Source organism: Halopseudomonas pachastrellae (assembly GCF_900114765.1).
Taxonomy (GTDB): Bacteria; Pseudomonadota; Gammaproteobacteria; order Pseudomonadales; family Pseudomonadaceae; genus Halopseudomonas; species Halopseudomonas pachastrellae.
This window is the reverse complement of record NZ_FOUD01000002.1, coordinates 90116-110378: the sequence shown is the minus strand read 5'-3', so window position 1 is coordinate 110378 and position 20263 is coordinate 90116. Positions and strand designations below refer to the sequence as shown.

Sequence of the window (20263 nt, the reverse complement as noted above, 5' to 3'; positions counted from 1 at the left end):
GGCCGTGCGATAGCGAAGCCTTGCGGTTGTTTTTTGAACAGTTGCCGGTGGGCGGACCAACGGCAAAAGACGCTAGAGACCGAGCTGCGCGACCAGCCACTGGCGAATGTCGGTAATCTCCGGCATGCAGACCTCGTGCGCCATCGCATACTCATGCCAGCTGGTCTGGTGCCCGGCGGCCTGCATCAGGTCATGCGCTTCGCGGCCCATGGTCAGTGGCAGCACCTCGTCGAAGCGGCCGTGGGCGTGGAACAGCGACAGCGGGTGTTCTACCGGGTGACGTTGCAGCAACTGGTCGAGGTCTGGCCCGTAGGTGGACAGCGCCATGACGCCGGCCAGCGGCAACCGGCTGCTGACGGCGGTGCACAGCACGACCGCGCCGCCCTGGGAGAACCCCGCCAGCACGATATTTTCCAGCGCGATGCCCTGGGCACATTGCTCATCAATCAGTTGGCGTACCAGGGCGATGGATTCATCCAGCTGCGCCTGGTTGATGGCGCGGGCGGGCGACACGCCGAGGATGTCGTACCAGCTGGGCATGGGAAACCCACCGTTGATGGTGACCGGACGCGTCGGTGCCTGCGGGAAGATAAAGCGAATGCCGTGGTTGTCTGGCAGTTGCAGTGCCTCGACCACCGGGACAAAGTCGTAGCAGTCGGCGCCCAGGCCGTGCAACCAGATAACGGCTCGGCTGGCAGGGCTGGCGGGTTCGATGATATGCGGCGACATGGCGGCTCCCTCGTCGGTGATCAGATTGCTTGGCGGTCAAAGCGAGCAGTTTAACCGCTGCGTCGGCTCCAGTACCACGCAATCACCAGCAGCGTACTGCCCAGGGTAAGCCAGGACAGCAGGTTCAGCAGGCCGTCGCCGACCAGCGCGGCCACCAGCCCAACCACGCTGAGCAGGGCCAGCAGCAGCGGGGCGCGAAAAACCTGCCAGAGCGTTCGGCGCGAGCGGTTCATGGTTGCGCCTCCTGTCCGCCGTTGTTGATCTCCTCTACCCGGCGGGCGGCGCTAGTGCGACGCCCCAGCCACAGATAGAGGCCGGAGATCAGGACCACGATAGTGACGATGTCCAGCAGCGCCCAGATGATTTTCAGCGGCATGCCGCCGTAATCGCCAAAGTGCAGCGGTTGCGACAGCAGCAGGGTCTGCACGTACCAGGGCAGGGCTTCAGGCTCCAGCGCGTGGCCAGCGCTGGCGTCCACCAGCACCGGCTGCAGCAGTCTGGAGGTCAACGGGGTATCGCCGCGAAAGAACACGCCGTAGTGGTGCGGGCTGCTGAACTGGCTGCCGGGCCAGGCGATCAGGCTCAGGTGCATGCCTTCGGCGTTGGCGCTGGCAGTATCCAGCGCCTGTTGTACCGAGCCGATTTGCTCTGGCGCCGGGCGCCCGGCGTAGTCGGCGGTCATTGCCGCCAACTGGCCCTGCTGCCACAGCCCGACCACGATCGGGCTGAGTGTGTTGATTGCGCCGGTCAGCCCCACAACCAAGGCCCAGACCAGCGTGACCACGCCAAGCAGGTTGTGCAGGTCGAGCCACTTCAGGCGGCTGCTGCGCTCACGGCGCACGGTGCCAAAGTCCAGTTTGCGCATAAAGGGAGCGTAGAGCACCACGCCGGAGATAATGGCGACGACAAACAGCAGCCCCATGAACCCGAGAAACAGCATGCCGGGCAGACCGGCGAACAGGTCTACGTGCAACTTGAACATGATGTACAGAAAGCCGCCGGGCGGGCCGGGCTCGTCCAGCAGGTCGCCGGTCCGTGAGTCCAGCACCAGCGTGCGGGCGTCCTCGGCTTTGGCGTCTTGAGCTGGTGCCAGGGACACAAAGGTCTGATGCGGGTGGTCTTCCTCGTCCCAGAACATGAAGCGAATAACCTCGCCGGGCCGAGCGGCCAGCGCGCTCTGGCTGAGCGCATCGAGGCTGGCCATGGGCGTGTCGGCCGGCATGGCCGGGGCTGCTACCTCATCCTCCAGCAGGTGCTCCAGCTCATGGTGGAAGATCAGCGGCAACCCGGTGATGCAGAGCATGAGCAGAAACAGGGTACAGACCAGGCTGGTCCACTTGTGGATCAGAAACCAGAGTTTGACGTTCATGGCGCGGCGCTTGCGGTGCGTGAAAATGAAAATTCGTCGTATTCTGTTTCAGTGTTCAGGCAAGCGCAACCGCTGCAGGCTCATGCAGCGGTGTTTGGGGGCGATTAGGCGCGGGACATGAATTTGCCGGACTCGGTGTTGATGCGCACCACTTCGCCGGTTTCCAGATACTCGGGAATCTGGATTTCCAGGCCGGTGGCAAAGCGTGCGGTCTTGGTGCGGGCGCTGGCGGAGGAGCCCTTGATGGCGGGCGGGGTTTCTTCGATGGCCATTTCTACCACCGCGGGCAGCTCGATGCCGACCAGGTTGCCTTCGACCAGCAGGCCATACAGGCCCTCGATGCCATCGTGCAGGTAGGGCAACTGCTCTTCCAGTTGCTCGGCGTTCAGGGCGAACTGAGCAAAGTCTTCGTTATCCATGAAGGTGTAGCCGTCGGCGTCCAGATAGAGAAACTGCACTGGGCGCTTCTGGAAGTCGATAAAGGTCAGCACGTCGTCGCCGGTAAAGCTCTGGTCGAGCTTCTGCTTGGTCTGTACGTGATTGAAGCGCACCTTGTACAGCGTAGTGCCGCTGCGCGAGGAGGGGCTTTTGACCTCAATCTGACTGACGATATAGGGCTGGCTGTTGATCTGGACGATATGGCCTTTTTTCAGGTCCGCGGCTTTGGGCATGAGAGCACACTCAGGGTTGAAGAGGCGCTATTGTGCCGGGCGTCGCGATTGGCCGGCAAGCGCCGGCTCGCGGCGCTCAGCGCGGTGACAGATCGTCCGGGCCAGCGGCGCCGTCGCCCTGGTCACCGGGGGTGATCGGGTCCTGTGCGGCTGCCGGGCGAGCCGGTTCTGCGGCAACGTTGGCGCTGCCTTTTTCGTCAATGCGATAGCTCTGCACCAGCTTCTCAAGCCCCTTGCTGGTACGCAGGTTGACGTCCAGCTGACGGAAGGCGATCTCGATGCCGTTTTCCTTGAACAGGCGGTCGATCTCGCGGTTGATCTCGTCAATTGCCATATTGCGGTCGGCCAGTTCCTTGACGTGAATGCGCAGCTCATGGTCCAGCGTGCTTTCGGCAAAGTTTAGGAAGAACACCAGCGGTTCCGGGTCCTTGAGTACGCGGGGGTTGTTCTGGGCGATCTGCATCAACAGCTTGCGCACCAGGGCGACATCCGAACCGTAAGCCACGCCCACCTTGATAATCACGCGGGTAATGGTGTCCTGCAGTGACCAGTTGATGATCTGCTCGGTCACGAAGTTCTTGTTCGGGACGATGATTTCCTTGCGGTCAAAGTCGGTTATGGTGGTCGCGCGAATGCGGATGCGGTTGATGGTGCCCGACAGCGGCCCAATGGTGACCACGTCACCAATACGTACCGGGCGCTCGAACAGAATGATCAGGCCGGAGATGAAGTTGGCGAAGATTTCCTGCAAGCCAAAACCCAGACCAACACCGAGCGCGGCGACCAGCCACTGCAGCTTGTCCCAGCTGACGCCAAGGGTTGACAGTGACGACACCAGGCCAAAGCCGACGATCACATAGCTGAGCAGGGTGGTAATGGCGTAGCTGCTGCCCTGGCGTAGCTCCAGGCGCGATAGCACCAGAATCTCCAGCAGACCCGGCAAGTTGCGAGCCAGCGTCAGCGTCAGAATAACCGTCACCAGCGCGCCAAGAATGTCGCCCACGCTGATAGGCACCGCCTCGCCCGCGTTCAGCCCTGAGCCCTCGTAGTGCCAGAGAGTGACGGATTCCAGATAGGAGGTGGCGCTGATCAGGTCAGCCCAGGTGAAGTAGAGCGCGATGACAAACAGGATCAGCAGCGTCAGTTTGGCCAGACGCAGAGACTGCTGGTTGATCTGTTGCAGGTTCATTTCCGGAATCTCGACCGCGACTTCGCTCTCCTGCTGGCCCTCGCGCGCCTGGGCAGCTTCGCGTTTGGCTACGGCGCGCTGATACGCCAGGCGCCGGCCGGCAACGTTCAGGTTACGTACCACGGTGCCTTCTACCAGCATCCACAGCACGATCAGATACAGGCTGTCGATAAAGCGCTCGGCCAGCTTGACGGCGGTGTAGTGGTAGCCCCAGAGCGTCATGCCCGCTAGCGCCAGCGGGGTGAGAATAAGCAGCGCACTGGCCAGATAGTGAACAATGCGCGAGCTATACAGCGGTTGGCTGCGCAGCATGAAACGGCCAAGCAGAAAGGCCAGCGCCGCCATGCCAACCAGCATGCCCGAGCGCCCCAGTGCGTCACTGCCGACATACTCCGGCATGCTGCCGTGCAGGCCCAAGACCAGCACCAGTGGCAACAACACCCAGGCCAGGTTGCGTACCAGCCGGCGCAGCCGGTGCACCAGATCGGCGTCCCAGTGGAAGTGGCGCGTTGCAATGCCGCGGGGGTCAAATACCCGGTACATCAGATGCAGGGCAAACCAGGCCAATGACAGGTTGAACAGGGCACCACTCAGGATCGGCATGCCACGCTCGCTGTCGAGCTGAATAACCAGCGCAATGGCTGCCAGCAGCAGTGGCACGTTGCATACCCGTATGGCGGTCAACAGCAGTGCCAGCGGGGTGTGCCAGGGCGTGTCACGGCGAAAATGACCGACCTCGTCATGCAGCGTGTTGATACGCTGCAACAGCATGGGCCGGCGCCAGAGATGGATCGCCAGCGCGACGAGCCCGACCAGACACCAGATCAGGTGGGTCTTAAGATTATTGAGCAGGTTGCGGGCTTGTTGGGGCAGATCTAGCCGGTTGAACTGATCGGCGGCGCTGGCCGGCAGCTCCAGCAGCCAGGCCTTGTCGATTGGGCGGCTGCTGGCAACCCAGAACAGTTGATCGTCGATGGTACGGCGCAGGTCGCTGCTCAACTGCTGCAGCTGGCGCTGGTTTATCTGCAGGGTGATGCCCAGATTGATCAGGGTGTTGATGTTGTTGTCCAGTTGCCCGACCAGGTTGACTCGCGCGTTGACCATTTGCTCCAGTGCCGGGCGCAGGGTGTCGCGTTGACGTACCGGTAGTTTCAGCAGCAACTCATTTAGGTAGGCGTCAGGGTTGGCCAGGCTTTGGGTGAGCTGGTTGAGTTCAAACTGACGCAGCCGCAGGTCGGCAATCTGATCGGCCAGGTTCTTGTCGGTCTCTACCCGGGGCAGCTCACTTTTCTGCTGGTGCAAAATACGTGAGAGCAGCAGGCTGCCTTCGAGTACTTCAATCTGCTGCTCCAGCGCCTTGTCGATCTGAGTCAGGTGCTCGGTCTGCTGTTTGGTCTCGATATTGTCGCGCGTCAGAATGCCGATCTGACGGGTAGCGTCGAGCAGCTCCTCGCTCAACTGGCGGTTGATGCTGCTCTGGCCCTGCAACACCTTGTTCTGCCCCAGCTCCTCGGGCAGGGTGGCTTCGCTTACTGCCTTCTCCGACGCGGATTGACGTTTGTCGTTGACCACGCTTTGCAGCAGGCGTATCTCGTCCTCAATCCGGCGAATTTGCAGGTTCAGCAGGTTCTTTTGCTGGCTGGCCAGATCCTGCAGTGCGCTGTTGCCTGCCAGACGCTGTCGCATCAGTTCGCTGTCCGCCGTCAGATAGTCGAGCTCGGCTTGTATTAGATCGATGCGCGCGCGGGTTAGCTGGGTTGGCGATTGGCGTTGCAGGCTGCGCAGTTGCTCGTTGAGCTGTTGGCTGCGGCGCTGGTTTTCCGAGACATTGGCCTGAGTGCGCTCGGGACGCGTTTGCGCCGAGATGAGTTGGCCGTTAACGGCGGTCAGCTCATTTTGCCAGGTAAACATCTGACTGACCTGCTCGCTCAGTCGGGTTTCCAGCTGGCCCAGATCCAGGCGCTCCAGCTGCTCACGGCTGGCATTGCCGTCGGCCTTGGACAGGCGATTGAATTCGGCGCGGATGGATTGCGTTTGCCGCGGGGCATCGGCCAGCTGCTCCTGCAGGTCGGCCTGCTCCTGCACGGTCTGCTGGGTCTGCCGCATGAAGCTCAGGGTGTTCTGGTAGGTTTCACTGAGTTCGCGCTTTTCTGCCTCCGGCAGACTGCTGTTATTGACGCTCTCAATGCTGGCGTTGATATCTTCAATGCGCTTGTCGAGGTCCTCGGCTGAGGGCGCCTGCTGGGCCAGCGCCCAAGAGGACAACAGCAGCCAGTACAACAGCACAAAAAAACGCAGCATATGGGTGTTCCTGACAAGGTAGAGAAGGCGCGGCACATCAGCGCTTCCCAAGGTTAGCTTTCCCGGCTGGGATTGGAAAGCCGACCGCGCAGGCGGTTGCGGGTTCCATAAACGCAACAGGCCACCCGAAGGTGGCCTGTTGAGATGCCGCAAGCGGCGGGGCGGTCACGCGCTGATCAGAACCAGCTGTCCTGCATGTCGAAACAGGTCAGGTCGCGGTTTTCCAGCACGTTCAGGTCGTGGTGGCAGGACGGCACTTCCCAGCGCAGGAAGTAGCGGGCGGCCTGCAACTTGCCCTGATAGAACGCGGTGTCGGCTTGGTTGCCGGCAGCCAGGCCCTGCTGCGCCTTGATAGCCTGCTCCAGCCAGCGCCAGCCGATCACCATGTGGCCGAAGGCCTTCAGATACAGCGCGGAGTTGGCCAGTGCTTCGTTGACCCTGCCCTGACCCATGTCGCCCAAGAGGGCCATGGTGACGCTGCCGATGTGCGCGTGCAGCTTTTCCAGCGGCTCACGCAGCTCGTTCAGCTCGCTGTAATCGGCTGCGCGTTTGCAGCAGCTTTGAATGATGCCAGATAGCTGCTTGAGCGCCGCGCCACCGTTCATGGTGACCTTGCGGGCCAGCAGGTCGAGCGACTGAATGCCGTTGGTACCTTCGTGGATCGGGTTCAGGCGGTTGTCGCGGTAGAACTGCTCGACCGGGTACTCACGGGTATAGCCGTGACCGCCGAGGATCTGGATCGCCAGTTCGTTGGCCTTGAGGCAGTAGTCAGACGGCCAGGCTTTAACGATCGGTGTCAGCAGATCAAGCAGCTGCAGTGCGCTCTTGCGCTCTTCTTCGGTGTCCAGCGTCTCGGTGTCGTCGAACAGGCGAGAGGCGTACAGACCCAAGTCAAACGCGCCCTCAACATACGCTTTCTGCGCCAGCAGCATGCGCTTGACGTCGGCGTGCTCGATGATCGAGACCTGCGGCGCGCTGGGGTTCTTGCCGTCGGGCAGACGACCCTGCGGACGCTCGCGGGCGTAGTTCAGTGAGTACAGGTAGCCGGCGTAGCCGAGCATGACCGCGCCCATGCCAACGCCGATACGTGCTTCGTTCATCATCTGGAACATGTACGACAGGCCGTGGTGCGGCTTGCCGACCAGATAGCCGACGCAGTTGTCCTTGTCGCCGAAGTTCAGTGCGGTCGAGGTAGTGCCGCGCCAGCCCATCTTGTGGAACAGGCCGGCCAGAGTCACGTCGTTGCGCTCACCGAGGGAGCCGTCGTCGTTGACCAGGAACTTGGGCACGATAAACAGCGAGATGCCTTTGACGCCGGGCGGCGCGTCGGGCAGCTTGGCCAGCACCATGTGCACGATGTTCTCCGACAGCGGGTGATCGCCAGCGGAGATGAAAATCTTGTTGCCCTTCAGGCGGTAGGTGCCGTCACCGGCCGGTTCGGCCTTGGTGCGGATGTCGGACAGCGAGGAGCCCGCATGCGGTTCCGTCAGCGCCATGGTGCCGAAGAAGCGGCCGTCGATCATCGGCTGCAGGTAGCGCTCTTTCTGCTCTTCGGTGCCGAAGCTTTCGATCAGGTTGGCGGCGCCCATGGTCAGCATCGCGTAGGACGAGGTCCCGGCGTTGGCAGACTGGAAGTGCGCAAAGCAGGCCTGCGACAGCAGGTTGGGCATCTGCATGCCGCCCTGCTCGAAGCTGCGGGTTGCGTTCAGAAAGCCGGCTTCAAGGAAAGCATCAACCGCCGGTTTGACTTCCGGGATCAGCTCTGCCGCGCCGTTGACGTACTTGGGCTCGTTCTCGTCATTCTTGCGGTTGTGCGGGGCAAACAGTTTTTCGGCGATGGTGCGGGCTGTGCCGATGGCCGCGTCAAAGGTTTCGCGGTTGTGATCGGCAAAGCGCGGGCGCTGGGTCAGCGCCTCGGCGTCCAGCACCTCATACAGTTCAAACGCCAGGTTACGTTGGTCAATCAGCAGTTCGGACATGTCGGTCACCTCAGAAGTAATCGCCGGGCAGTGTATTGAGTCGGTTTCACTCAGGGAACGGCCATTGATGCCCTTGATAGGCGCAAATCAGAACAGGCGAAGCGCCGGCTCATCCAATGCGGCGCGTTGCTCGCGCAGGGTCAGGATCTGATCCGCCCAGTAGCGCTCCTGGGCAAACCAGGGGAAGTGCATCGGGAACGCCGGGTCTTCCCAGCGCCGTGCCAGCCAGGCGCTGTAGTGCACCAGACGCAGGCTGCGCAGGGGTTCGATCAGGGCGAGTTCGGTCGGGTTGAAGTCGTGAAACTCGTTGTAACCGTCGATCAGCTCGGACAACTGCGCCTGACGCTGATCGCGCTCGCCGGACAGCATCATCCACAGATCCTGCACTGCCGGGCCCATGCGGCAGTCATCCAGGTCCACCATGTACAGGCTGTCATCGCGCCACAGCAGGTTGCCGACGTGCAGGTCTCCATGCAGGCGGATCTGTTTGGCCGGATGGGCTTCCAGCCGTTCCTTGACGACCTGCAGCAGGTCTTCGGCAACGGAGAAATAGGCCGGTTGCAGACTGCTGGGGACCACCTCGGCGCTGCGCAGGTAATCCACACTGTCACGCCCGAAACTCTGCCAGTCCAGCGTTGGGCGGTGCTTGAACGGATGCATGGAGCCGACCGCGTGCAGGCGGCCGAGCAGGCGGCCAAGCATCAGCAGGTGGTCCGGGTCGTCCAGTTCCGGAGCATGGCCGCCAAAGCGACGAAACAGACTGAAGCGAAAGCCGGCGTGCTCGAACAGGGTCTGGCCGTCGATCTGTTCCGGGGCGATCACCGGAATATCCCGTTCTGCCAGCTCCAGGCTGAAGGTGTGCTCTTCAATGATGGCCGCGTCGCTCCAGCGGCCCGGGCGATAGAACTTGGCGATCAGCGGCTGGGCGTCTTCGATACCAACCTGAAAGACCCGGTTTTCATAGCTGTTCAGCGTCAGGATGCGGGCATCGGACAGGTAGCCAAGCGACTCTACCGCGTCCAGCACGGTGTCGGGGGTGAGGGTGGCAAACGGGTGGCTGGACATGGTGCGGGCTCGATATTGACGATTGAGCCGACAAGGGTAGCAGGAGGTTGGCTGCCGGCGTAGCGCCGATCAGGGCGTGCGCGCCACACACCAGACCTGTACCGAGGCGGCGCCGGCTGCCAGTAAGGTGCGGCTGGCCTCGTCCAGGGTGGCGCCGGTGGTCATGACATCGTCAATCAGCGCCAGGTGCAGGCCCTCCAACTGCGCAGGGTGCGGGCAGGTGAAGGCACCGCGCAGGTTGCGCCGACGGGCGGCGGCGTCCAGCCCCTCCTGGGCTGCGGTCTGACGTGCCCGCAGCAGCAGGCCGGCGCGACAGGGCAGATGCAGCGCGCCGGCCAGATCACGTGTCAGCTCGAACGCCTGGTTGTAGCCGCGCTGTGCCTGCCTTTTCGGGTGCATGGGGACTGGCACCAGTAGTTCAGGTATCAGGGCCTCGGGCTCTGCCAGGTGTTGCTGCAGGTGGTCTGCCAGCAATCGAGCCAGCAGCAAGCCATAACGGTTGTGGCGGCGATATTTGAAGGCGGGAATCAGCGCATCTAACGGAAAGCGGTAGAGCAGCGGCACCACCGCATGACAGAAGGCTGGCGGTGTTGCCAGGCAACGACCGCAGCGGGTGCTGGCGTGTGGCAGCGGCAATGCGCAACGTGCGCAGCAGGCTTGCTGCCAGGGCAGATCAGCCAGGCAGGCGTGACAAATATTGGACTGCGCTTCATCTGGCGCTGCCAGGCAAAGCAGGCAGCTATTCGAGAGGTTGTTTTTTATCCAGTTGTAAACCGGTGTAATTTTCAATGGTTGACAGCCTCCGTGCTGCCGTTATGATTCCCTGCAGACCCTAGGACCGCTACGCGGTTTTCAGACAGATAACAGGGACAATACCCATGATCGCTTCCGTGACCCGCCACGATTGGACCCCGGCCGAGGTGCTGGCGCTGTTCAAGCTGCCGTTCAACGACCTGCTGTTTCAGGCCCAGAGCGTGCATCGCCAGTACTTTGAACCTAACCGTGTGCAGGTCTCCACCCTGCTGTCCATCAAGACCGGTGCCTGCCCGGAGGACTGCAAGTACTGTCCGCAATCGGGCCATTACAACACCGGCCTGGACAAAGAAAAACTGATGGAAGTTGAAAAGGTGCTCCAGGCCGCAGCAGACGCCAAAGCCATCGGTTCTACCCGCTTTTGCATGGGCGCAGCCTGGAAACACCCTTCTGCCAAGGACATGCCTTACGTGCTGAAGATGGTCGAGGGCGTCAAGGCGCTCGGCCTGGAAACCTGCATGACCCTGGGCAAGCTGACCCAGGAGCAGACCGAGGCGCTGGCGCAGGCCGGTCTGGATTACTACAACCACAACCTGGATACCTCGCCCGAGTTCTACGGCAACATCATTACCACCCGCACCTACAGCGAGCGCCTGCAGACGCTGGCCTACGTACGCGACGCCGGTATGAAGATCTGTTCCGGCGGCATTCTCGGCATGGGCGAGTCCGTTGAGGACCGTGCGGGCCTGCTGATTCAGCTGGCCAACTTGCCGGAGCACCCGGAGAGCGTGCCGATCAACATGCTGGTCAAGGTCAAGGGCACGCCCCTGGCTGAAGAAGAGGACGTGGACCCCTTCGACTTTATTCGCATGCTCGCAGTGGCGCGCATCATGATGCCCGAGTCCCATGTGCGCCTGTCCGCCGGCCGCGAACAGATGAACGAACAGATGCAGGCCCTGGCCTTTCTGGCCGGCGCCAACTCCATCTTCTACGGCGAAAAACTGCTGACCACCGGCAACCCGCAGGCGGACAAGGACATGCGCCTTTTTGCACGCCTCGGCATTCAGCCCGAAGCCCGGGAAGAACACGCCGACGAAGTGCACCAGGCGGCTATCGAGCAGGCGCTGATTGAGCAGCGCGATAGCAAACTGTTTTATTCGGCCGTTTAACGACGGCAGCCTCAAGCCATAAGCTGCAAGCCGCACGTTGACCTGCTGTGGCTTGACGCTTGCTGCTTGTCGCTTGGAGCTTTCTGATGTCCTTCAACCTTTCCTCCCGCCTCGCCGAGCGCCGTGCTGCGCACCTGTATCGTCAGCGTCCATTGCTGCAAACGCCGCAGGGCGTTGAGGTGCAGGTGGATGGTGAGCGGTTGCTGAGTTTTTGCAGCAACGACTACCTCGGGTTGGCCAACGACCCGCGTGTCAACGACGCTTTTGTCGAGGGTGTACAGCGTTGGGGCACTGGCGGTGGTGCGTCGCACCTGGTTACCGGTCACAGCGGCGCTCACCATGCGCTGGAAGAGGCGTTGGCCGAGTTCACTGGCCGGCCTCGCGCGCTGCTGTTGTCCAGCGGTTACATGGCCAATATGGGAACAGTAACCGCGCTGGTGGGGCAGGGCGACACTGTCCTGCAGGACCGCCTCAATCACGCCTCGCTGCTTGATGCAGGGCTGCTTGCCGGTGCGCGTTTCTCGCGCTACCTGCACAACGACGCAGACAGCCTGCGCGGCCGGCTGGGCAAGGCGCAGGGCAATACGTTGGTCGTGACGGACGGCGTGTTCAGCATGGATGGCGACCTGGCTGACCTGCCGGCGGTGTGCGCCGAGGCGTCCGGTGCCGGAGCCTGGGTCATGGTTGATGACGCCCATGGCTTTGGTTGCCTGGGTGATCAGGGCGGCGGCATCGTCGAGCACTATGGCCTGTCCATGGAGCAGGTGCCGGTGCTGGTGGGCACTCTCGGCAAGGCATTTGGCACGGCAGGGGCCTTTGTCGCCGGCAGCGAGGAGCTGATCGAAACCCTGATCCAGTTTGCCCGGCCCTACATCTATACCACCAGCCAGCCGCCTGCCGTTGCCCATGCCACGCTTACCAGCCTGCATCTGCTGCGTGAAGAGCGCTGGCGCCGGGAGCACCTTGCTGCGCTGATACGCCGCTTTCGCACAGGCGTCGACGCGCTGGGGCTGGAACTGATGGACAGCCCAACGCCGATCCAGCCGATTGTGGTCGGCAGCAGTGAACGAGCCCTGGCGCTCTCGGCTGCGCTGCGTCAACGCGGCATACTGGTCACCGCGATTCGCCCGCCCACGGTGCCCAAGGGGACCGCGCGTCTGCGGGTGACGCTGAGTGCCACCCATACCGAACAACAGGTTGACCGTCTGCTTGAGGCATTGGCGCAGGCGCAACAGGAGCTGATTCATGAGTAATTTCACCCTGCTGTCTGGCTGGGCGCTGGCGGCGAGCAATCTGCTGCCGCTTCAGCAGGCCCTGCAGGAGCGTTTGCCTGCGCTGAACGTCAAGGTGGCAGAGTTGCCGCCGGATTTGCAGATGTCCACGCTGGAGCCGAACCTCAGTGCCTTGGCCGATGCCCTGCCGGCGGGCTGGCTGGGTGGCTGGTCGCTGGGCGGTGTGTTGGCGGTGCAGCTGCAGCGACGCTATCCCGAGCGGTTTCCGGGCGTAGTGACCATTGCCAGCAATGCCTGCTTCTCGGCGCGCGAGGGTTGGCCTGAGGCGATGGCGCCGGAGACCTTCAAGGGCTTTATCAGCGACGCCCGCGAACAGCCGGAACGCGCACTCAAGCGCTTTGGACTGCTGGTTACCCAGGGCGCCGAGCGTGCGCGCGAGTTGAGTCGGCAACTGGTCTGGAGCGATCTGGACCCGCTGCAGCGGCTCAATCATCTTGCCCTGCTCGGCGTGCTGGATAACCGCGTTGCGTTGCAGCGCTGTCAGCAGCCGGTGCTGCACTGCCTGGCTGGCGCCGATGCTCTGGTGCCGGCTGGCGCGGCGCAGGCACTGGCGCAGCTGAACGAGCAGGCCGAGGTGTGTGTGCTGCCCCAGGCCAGTCACGCGCTGCCGCTGGAGGCGCCCATCTGGCTGGCTGGCGAGATCGGCGACTGGCTGGAGCGGCAATGAGCGCTGTTGCCATCGACAAGCGTGCGGTTGCTGCGTCGTTCAGCCGAGCGTCCAGCACCTATGATCAGGTGGCCGAGCTGCAGCGGCAGGTTGGCAGTAATCTCCTGGCGCGACTGCCTGAGTCGCTGCAGCCGCGCGCGCTGGTTGATCTTGGCTGCGGTACCGGCTTCTTCACGCGGGCGCTGAACGCGCGCTTTGGGCGCGCGGTGCTGGGTCTTGATATCGCCGAGGGCATGTTGCGTTATGCGCGTGCCCAGGGGCCTGAGCAGGCGGCCTGGATCACCGCCGATGCAGAGGCGCTGCCACTGCGAGATAGCTCCCAAGACCTGCTGTTCTCCAGTCTGGCGTTGCAGTGGTGCCCCGATCTTGGTCGCGCCCTGAACGAGGCCCGGCGGGTGCTGAGGCCGGGCGGGTGCATGGCCTTCAATACCTTGGTGGAAGGCACGCTTGGCGAGTTGCGTGGTGCCTGGGAGCAGGTGGACGGCTATATCCACGTCAATCGCTTCATGCCGCTTGCGCAACTGCAGGCTGTGCTGGCAGGCGCCGGCTTTGCGCGCTGGCACTGTGAGGTGGAAGCCCATGTGCTGCATTACCCGCAGCTCAGTGCCCTGACCCATGAGCTCAAGGCGCTCGGTGCCCACAACCTGAATGCAGGCCGTCCGGGCGGCTTGACCGGGCGCGCCCGCCTGAAAGCCCTGACCGCCGCCTATGAAGGCTATCGCCAGGACGCCGGCCTGCCGGCGACCTATCAGGTGGCTCAGATTATTCTGTACAAATAGGTAATTTGTCATGAGCAAGCGCTACTTCATCACCGGTACCGATACCGAGATTGGCAAGACCACAGTTGCCGCCGGCCTGCTGCGCGCCGCGCGCGTGCGCGGACTGACCACTGCGGGCGTCAAGCCGGTGGCCGCAGGTTGCGAGCGCACCCCCGAGGGGCTACGCAATGAAGATGCGCTGGCGCTGCAGGCCGAATGCGAACCACCGCTGGCCTATGACCTGATCAATCCGGTGACACTGGAGGCCGCCATTGCGCCGCATATTGCTGCGCGCGAAGAAAACGTACCGCTGACGGCGCAGGCGCTGGCGGGCGCCTGTCGGCAGGTGTTCGACCGGCAGGCGGATCTGACCCTGGTCGAAGGGGCCGGTGGTTGGTGCGTGCCGCTCAACCACCAGGAACTGCTCAGCGATGTGGCAATCGCGTTGAGACTGCCGGTGGTGCTGGTGGTAGGCATGCGCCTGGGATGCATCAATCACGCGCTGCTCAGCTGCCGCGCGATTGCAGCAGACGGGCTGCAACTGGCCGGCTGGGTGGCCAACCATGTGGACCCGGACATGGGCCGGCAGGCCGAGAACCTGGCCACGTTGCGGCAGCTTATCCAGGCGCCCTGCCTGGGCGTGGTGCCCCGGCTGGCAAAGGCTGACGCAGCAGCCGTGGCAGCCCATCTTGAGGTGTCGCCACTGGTCTGATGCGACCAGCGGTGTTGGGCCGTTTGCCCATTTGTGCTTGAATGACGGGGAACCTAATGTGAGAGGTGGTGCCCATGCCTACCCTTGACCTTATCTCATCCGGTTTGACCTCGGTACGCCAGGGTCAGAACCGCATCAACGCAGCGGCTTCCGATATCGCCAGCGCCGGCCTGCCCGCCGATCCTGCACTTAATGCGGCGCAACCTGCCCAGCCGGCCACCGGTCAGGCTGCTTCCTCTACCGCCGTGGAAACCAATCGCCCGGTCAATCTGGTCGACAGTCTGGTTGAGCTGCAGCAAGGCCGTCAGGAAGCAGAAGTCGGCGCGTCGGTAATCGACACCGCTGACGAGGTGCTTGGCACCCTGCTGGACGTTACTGTCTAGGCCAGCCCCGGACACCTGCCATGGTCAGTGTCGGTAGCAGTCTGCCCCCCGCATACCAGCCTTCGGCGCTGACCACGTTCACTGCCCGCAGTATGTCGATCAGTGAGCAAACGCCCCCCGGCCAGTCGGCCACCCGTTTTCCACCTGTTGACGAGTCGGATTCCGCCGTCGCCCCCGGTACCGAGGGCGAACAGGCGGCTGTCGCGGCCGAGCAAAGCAAGCGTGAGCAGCTGAGCAAGGCAGAAGCCGAGCTGGCGCTGGTCGAGCAGCAGGAGATTTCAGAGTTGGCTGCTCGCGACCGGGAGGTGCGCGCGCACGAGCAGGCGCATGCCGCCGTCGGTGGGCAGCATGCTGGCACTGCCAGCTATACCTACGAGCGGGGGCCCGACGGGCGGCAATATGCCGTGGGTGGCGAGGTGCCTATCTCCACATCGCCTGTTGCCGGTGACCCGCAGGCGACTATCAACAAGATGGAACAGGTGCGCCGCGCCGCGTTGGCGCCGGCTGAGCCATCCTCTGCTGATCGCTCAATTGCTGCCCAGGCAGCGCAGTTGATTGCTCAGGCCCGGGTAGAGCTGGCCACCGCCGAGGCGGAAGACGGTGAGCGGCCTGCTGCTGCGTCTCGGACAGGCGATAAAGACCCGGTAGATGATCAGTCCAGTGCTGAGGGCGAGGGCGTTGCCGTCGCCGACCTTAGTTTGTATCGCAATATTGCTGCTGATTCCGGCACGCCGTCGCTTCAGGCTTCTGCCTGACCACATCCTGCTACTCTCAATTTCAATGATGTCTTGGCATTCATGCCGGGGTTGACAACGCCTCGGCGTAAACGTATGTTTCAAACGTCTGTTTGAATCGGCTGCCGCGCAGCCACCACAACCGCAGCCTCGGCTGCCCGTGCATACTGATAAACACTTGAGGTCCAGTACCATGCCCGAATACAAGGCTCCCCTGCGTGACATTCGCTTCGTCCGCGATGAACTTCTGGGTTATGAAGAACACTATCAGAGCCTGCCCGGCTGCGAAGAAGCCACGCCGGATATGGTCAATGCCATCCTGGAAGAAGGCGCTAAATTCTGCGAGCAGGTGATTGCCCCGCTGAACCGCGTTGGTGATACCGAAGGCTGCACCTGGAGCCCAGAGGGTGTAACGACCCCGACCGGTTTCAAGGAAGCCTACCAGCAGTATGTTGAAGGTGGCTGGCCGAGTCTGGCACACAGCGTTGATCATGGCGGCCAAGGCCTGCCTGAGTCGCTGGGTCTGGCAATCAGCGAGATGGTCGGTCAGGCCAACTGGTCCTGGGGCATGTACCCGGGTCTGTCGCATGGTTGCATGAACACCCTGGATGCCCACGGTACCGATGAGCAGAAACACACCTATCTGCCCAAGCTGGTATCTGGCGAATGGACTGGCACCATGTGCCTGACTGAGCCGCACTGCGGTACCGACCTGGGCATGCTGCGTACCAAGGCTGAGCCGCAGGCGGACGGCACCTACCAGGTATCCGGCACCAAGATTTTCATCTCTTCCGGCGAGCACGACATGTCGGAGAACATCATCCACATCGTGCTGGCGCGCCTGCCCGATGCACCTGCCGGCACCAAGGGCATCTCCCTGTTCATCGTGCCCAAGTTCCTGGTTAACGCCGATGGCGAGAAGGGTGAGCGCAACGGTGTCACCTGTGGTTCGCTCGAGCACAAGATGGGCATCCACGGCAACGCTACCTGCGTGATGAACTTCGACGGCGCCACTGGCTACCTGATCGGTGAGCCGAACAAGGGCCTGAATGCCATGTTCACCTTTATGAACACCGCGCGTCTGGGTACTGCACTGCAGGGCCTGGCACACAGTGAAATCGCTTTCCAGGGCGGTATCCAGTACGCCCGTGAGCGCCTGCAGATGCGTTCGCTGACCGGCAACAAGGCGCCGGAGAAGCCGGCTGATCCGATCATCGTCCATCCGGACGTGCGTCGTATGCTGCTGACCATGAAGGCGTTTACCGAAGGTAACCGCGCCATGGTCTACTTCACTGCCAAGCAGGTCGATATCCTGAAGAACAGCCAGGATGCCGAGCAGAAGAAGCAGGCTGATGCGATGCTGGCGTTCCTGACGCCGATCGCCAAGGCGTTCATGACCGAAGTCGGTTTTGAGGCAGCCAACCACGGCGTACAGATCTATGGCGGCCACGGCTTTATCGCCGAGTGGGGTATGGAGCAGAACGTGCGTGATGCCCGTATCTCCATGCTGTACGAAGGCACCACCGGTATTCAGGCACTCGACCTGCTGGGTCGCAAGGTTCTGATGACTCAGGGCGAAGCGCTGAAAGGCTTCACCAAGATCGTCCACAAGTTCTGCCAGAACAATGAAGGCAACGAAGCCATCGCCGAGTTCGTCGCGCCGCTGGCTGCGCTGAACAAGGAGTGGGGCGAGCTGACTATGAAGATCGGCATGGCCGCGATGAAGGACCGTGAAATGGTCGGCGCCGCGTCTGTGGACTATCTGATGTACAGCGGCTACGCCTGCCTGGCTTACTTCTGGGCTGACATGGCACGTCTTGCTGCCGAGAAGCTGGCCGCTGGTACTGCGGAAGAGGGCTTCTACAAGGCCAAGCTGCAGACCGCCCGCTTCTACTATCAGCGTATTCTGCCGCGCGTTCGCACTCACGTTGAGGCGATCCTGTCCGGCGCAGACAACCTGATGGAAATGGACGCTGACAACTTCGCACTGGGCTACTGATGTAGTCTGGCGTTGTTGCCAGTATCGAGGCCGCCCCGGTAACGGGGCGGCTTTTTTGTGTCTGCTCGCACGCCTTTGTGGTGTCGTGTGCCAAGGCAGAAAAGGGGCTTACTCCACCTTGCAAGGGCGGGGCGCGCTGCAGGGTGGTCATCGCGCAGCGTTGGCCACCGGAGCCTGATGTGTGTTGTATACGTCGAGGCTCAATTAAATAGCGCGTTGTTCAGACGTCGCGCGCCAGACGCAGTCCGCTGAATTGCCACTGTGCAGCCGGGGGAAAAAAGTTGCGGTATGAGGGTCTGCTATGGCCCGCCGGTGTAGCACAGGAACTGCCGCGCAGGACCATCTGGTTGATCATGAATTTGCCGTTGTATTCGCCCACGGCGCCCGCGGCCCGCTGGTAACCGGGGTAGGGCAGATAGGCGCTGTTGGTCCACTGCCAGACCTGGTTGAACAGCCCGGGAAGATCCGGTGCGGTACGCGCTGCGTGTTCCCACTCTGCCTCGGTCGGCAGCCGCGCTCCTGCCCAGCGTGCATAGGCGTCAGCCTCATACAGGCTAAGATGGCACACCGCTGCGTCCAGATTCAGTGGTTGCAGCCCCGCCAGGGTGAAGGCGTGCCAGCGTTGCTCGTGGTCTTGTTGCCAGTACAGCGGTGCCTGCGCCTGCCGTTGGCTTGCCCAGTCCCAGCCGTCGGATAGCCACAGCTCGGGGCGCTGGTATCCGCCGTCGTTGATGAAGGCAATAAAGTCGCCATTGCTGACGTTGCGCTCACCAAGCAGAAAGGGCTCCAGCCAGACCCGGTGGCGTGGGCCCTCATTGTCATAGCTGAAAGGGGCATCGCTTGCGCCGGTGTCGCACAAGCCGCCTGCAAAGCGGCGGTAGGCATACACCTGAGCTGTGCTCGCGCTGGACTGCTGCTCAGGTGCCTCGGCTCGCCAGGCTGGTAGCAGCGGGTTGCAGGCAAAGTGGTGCTTCAGGTCTGTCAGCATCAATTCCTGATGCTGTTGTTCGTGCTGCAGGCCAAGGGTCACCAAGGTTGCAAGGGTGCTGCCCTGGGGGATGTCGGCCAACGCCTGTTGCATGTACTGGTCGACCTGTTTGCGGTAGTGCAGTACCTCGTCCAGTGTGGGGCGCGACAGCAGGCCGCGCTCGGCTCGCAGGTGGCGCTCGCCAACGCCGACGTAGTAGGAGTTGAACAGCACCTTGTAGCTTGGATCGACCACCTTGGGCGGCTGCGGCAATGCGGCGAGTACAAAGGTTTCAAAGAACCAGGTGGTGTGCGCCAGGTGCCACTTCAGCGGGCTGGCGTCTGGCATGGACTGCAGTTGGCAGTCTTCGGCACTGAGTCCGCGTACCAGCTCCAGTGAGTACGCGCGAACCCGCGCGTACTCAAGCTGCAGACGGCTGGCTGCTGGCTGATTGGCTGGCCGGCTCATACCGGCTCTGCCAGAAAAACGCCAAACCAGTCTTGCGGGTCGGCCCAGTAATGGCTGCAATGCAGGCCGCTGGCGGCGAGCAGGGCGCGGAACTCATCCACACTGTATTTGTGCGAGTACTCCGTCACTATGCGCTCTCCGGCGCCAAAGTAGCGGTGGGTGTGTCGGGCCAGACGAACACTGTGACGCTCGCGGGCAACCAGGTGCATCTCGATACGCCGATGCGCTTCATCAAAGTGGGCCTGGTGGCGAAAAAGCTCGGGCTGGAATTCGGCGCCCAGCTCGCGATTGACGACATTGAGGATGTTCAGGTTGAACGCTGCGGTGACGCCGCTGGCATCGTCATAAGCGGCCTCCAGGATGGCGCGTGGCTTGAGCAGGTCGGCGCCAATCAGCAGACGCCCGTGCTCGCCGCTAAGTGCGCGTATGCGTCTTAGAAAGCGCATGGCGTCGCGGGGCTCGAAGTTGCCGATTGATGAGCCCGGGTAAAAGAACACTGGCGGGTTGGTGGGGCGCTCTGCCAGTAGCTCCTGCAGCTCAAGGTGCTGGGTGAAGTCGCAAACCACGCCGACACACTCAAGCTCCGGGTTGGCTCGGGCGACGGCGGCCATTGAGCTGTGCAGAAACTCCCCGGCGATATCCACGCCGATCACGCGTGCCGGCTGCACGGCATCCAGCCAGGTCAGCGTCTTGCTGCAATCACCACAGCCCAGGTCGATCCATTGTGGGGTGTCTGGCAGCTGTGCGGCGATGGCGTCGCGGTGGTCGGAGAATATGTGCGCCTCGGTACGTGTGGGGTAGTACTCGTCGAGGCGACAGATGTCGGTGAACAGCTCGCAGCCTCGGTCATCGTAGAGGTACTTCGAGTCGATGCGGGCACTTGGCTGCAGTAGTCCCTGCAGAAGTTGTTGCAGCTCGTCCTGTGCCGGCAGGCGCAGGGTGGTTTCGAGTCGAGGCAGATCAAGGGCAAGGCTCACGTAGCATCATCCTCTGCAGGTTAAAGTTAAAACCTAGCAGCGGTTGGCGCGTAGCGCCAAGATGACGGCTGTATGTGAGCC

At 62.4% G+C, this 20263-nt stretch carries 18 protein-coding genes; 8 read left to right on the top strand and 10 right to left on the bottom strand.

What is annotated here, in order from left to right; all coding sequences use genetic code 11:
* Positions 1 to 72: 72 nt before the first annotated feature.
* From BM116_RS02220 to BM116_RS18770, 8 genes are all read right to left on the bottom strand, one after another.
* Positions 73 to 729: an alpha/beta hydrolase gene (locus BM116_RS02220; protein WP_083728456.1), complete on the bottom strand. Its 657-nt coding sequence runs from the start codon at positions 727 to 729 to the stop codon at positions 73 to 75.
* Between the two features lie 50 nt (positions 730 to 779).
* The gene (locus BM116_RS02215; RefSeq protein ID WP_083728455.1) at positions 780 to 962 is read right to left on the bottom strand and encodes a hypothetical protein; all 183 of its coding nucleotides are present in this window, start codon (positions 960 to 962) and stop codon (positions 780 to 782) included.
* Positions 959 to 2098: a PepSY-associated TM helix domain-containing protein gene (locus BM116_RS02210; RefSeq protein ID WP_083728454.1), complete on the bottom strand. Its 1140-nt coding sequence runs from the start codon at positions 2096 to 2098 to the stop codon at positions 959 to 961. The genes BM116_RS02215 and BM116_RS02210 overlap by 4 nt, the downstream gene beginning before the upstream one ends.
* Positions 2099 to 2202: 104 nt before the next feature.
* A complete protein-coding gene (gene efpL / locus BM116_RS02205) occupies positions 2203 to 2769 on the bottom strand; it encodes an elongation factor P-like protein EfpL (RefSeq protein ID WP_083728453.1) in 567 nt (188 codons plus the stop codon).
* Positions 2770 to 2845: 76 nt separating this feature from the next.
* Positions 2846 to 6259, bottom strand: a complete 3414-nt coding sequence (gene mscK / locus BM116_RS02200) for a mechanosensitive channel MscK (protein ID WP_083728452.1) — start codon at positions 6257 to 6259, stop codon at positions 2846 to 2848.
* Between the two features lie 176 nt (positions 6260 to 6435).
* The gene (locus BM116_RS02195; protein ID WP_083728451.1) at positions 6436 to 8238 is read right to left on the bottom strand and encodes an acyl-CoA dehydrogenase; all 1803 of its coding nucleotides are present in this window, start codon (positions 8236 to 8238) and stop codon (positions 6436 to 6438) included.
* Between the two features lie 87 nt (positions 8239 to 8325).
* A complete protein-coding gene (locus tag BM116_RS02190) occupies positions 8326 to 9303 on the bottom strand; it encodes a serine/threonine protein kinase (protein WP_083728450.1) in 978 nt (325 codons plus the stop codon).
* 69 nt (positions 9304 to 9372) lie between these two features.
* On the bottom strand, positions 9373 to 10092 hold the full coding sequence (locus BM116_RS18770) for a ComFC family protein (protein WP_083728449.1): 720 nt from the start codon (positions 10090 to 10092) through the stop codon (positions 9373 to 9375).
* An 83-nt stretch (positions 10093 to 10175) separates the two neighbouring features.
* On the opposite strand from BM116_RS18770, the gene bioB reads away from it, so the two are divergent.
* From bioB to BM116_RS02145, 8 genes are all read left to right on the top strand, one after another.
* Positions 10176 to 11225, top strand: a complete 1050-nt coding sequence (bioB, locus tag BM116_RS02180) for a biotin synthase BioB (RefSeq protein WP_090474954.1) — start codon at positions 10176 to 10178, stop codon at positions 11223 to 11225.
* An 86-nt stretch (positions 11226 to 11311) separates the two neighbouring features.
* Complete coding sequence (bioF, locus tag BM116_RS02175; protein WP_083728447.1) at positions 11312 to 12478, top strand: 8-amino-7-oxononanoate synthase; 1167 nt, start codon at positions 11312 to 11314, stop codon at positions 12476 to 12478.
* Positions 12471 to 13184 (top strand): alpha/beta fold hydrolase, encoded by a 714-nt coding sequence (locus BM116_RS02170; protein WP_083728446.1) that lies wholly within the window; start codon positions 12471 to 12473, stop codon positions 13182 to 13184. The genes bioF and BM116_RS02170 overlap by 8 nt, the downstream gene beginning before the upstream one ends.
* On the top strand, positions 13181 to 13963 hold the full coding sequence (gene bioC, locus BM116_RS02165) for a malonyl-ACP O-methyltransferase BioC (RefSeq protein WP_083728445.1): 783 nt from the start codon (positions 13181 to 13183) through the stop codon (positions 13961 to 13963). Before BM116_RS02170 ends, bioC begins: the two co-directional genes overlap by 4 nt.
* A gap of 10 nt (positions 13964 to 13973) precedes the next feature.
* Positions 13974 to 14654, top strand: coding sequence for a dethiobiotin synthase (gene bioD, locus BM116_RS02160; protein WP_083728444.1), 681 nt, complete (start codon positions 13974 to 13976; stop codon positions 14652 to 14654).
* Between the two features lie 74 nt (positions 14655 to 14728).
* Complete coding sequence (locus tag BM116_RS02155) at positions 14729 to 15037, top strand: hypothetical protein (protein WP_083728443.1); 309 nt, start codon at positions 14729 to 14731, stop codon at positions 15035 to 15037.
* A 20-nt stretch (positions 15038 to 15057) separates the two neighbouring features.
* Positions 15058 to 15792 (top strand): putative metalloprotease CJM1_0395 family protein, encoded by a 735-nt coding sequence (locus tag BM116_RS02150; RefSeq protein ID WP_083728442.1) that lies wholly within the window; start codon positions 15058 to 15060, stop codon positions 15790 to 15792.
* 172 nt (positions 15793 to 15964) lie between these two features.
* A complete protein-coding gene (locus BM116_RS02145) occupies positions 15965 to 17770 on the top strand; it encodes a phenylacyl-CoA dehydrogenase (protein ID WP_083728441.1) in 1806 nt (601 codons plus the stop codon).
* A 220-nt stretch (positions 17771 to 17990) separates the two neighbouring features.
* On the opposite strand, the gene egtB is transcribed toward BM116_RS02145, so the two are convergent.
* Positions 17991 to 19205 (bottom strand): ergothioneine biosynthesis protein EgtB, encoded by a 1215-nt coding sequence (gene egtB / locus BM116_RS02140; protein ID WP_083728440.1) that lies wholly within the window; start codon positions 19203 to 19205, stop codon positions 17991 to 17993.
* The gene (gene egtD, locus BM116_RS02135) at positions 19202 to 20182 is read right to left on the bottom strand and encodes an L-histidine N(alpha)-methyltransferase (RefSeq protein ID WP_083728439.1); all 981 of its coding nucleotides are present in this window, start codon (positions 20180 to 20182) and stop codon (positions 19202 to 19204) included. The genes egtB and egtD overlap by 4 nt, the downstream gene beginning before the upstream one ends.
* Positions 20183 to 20263 lie beyond the last annotated feature (81 nt).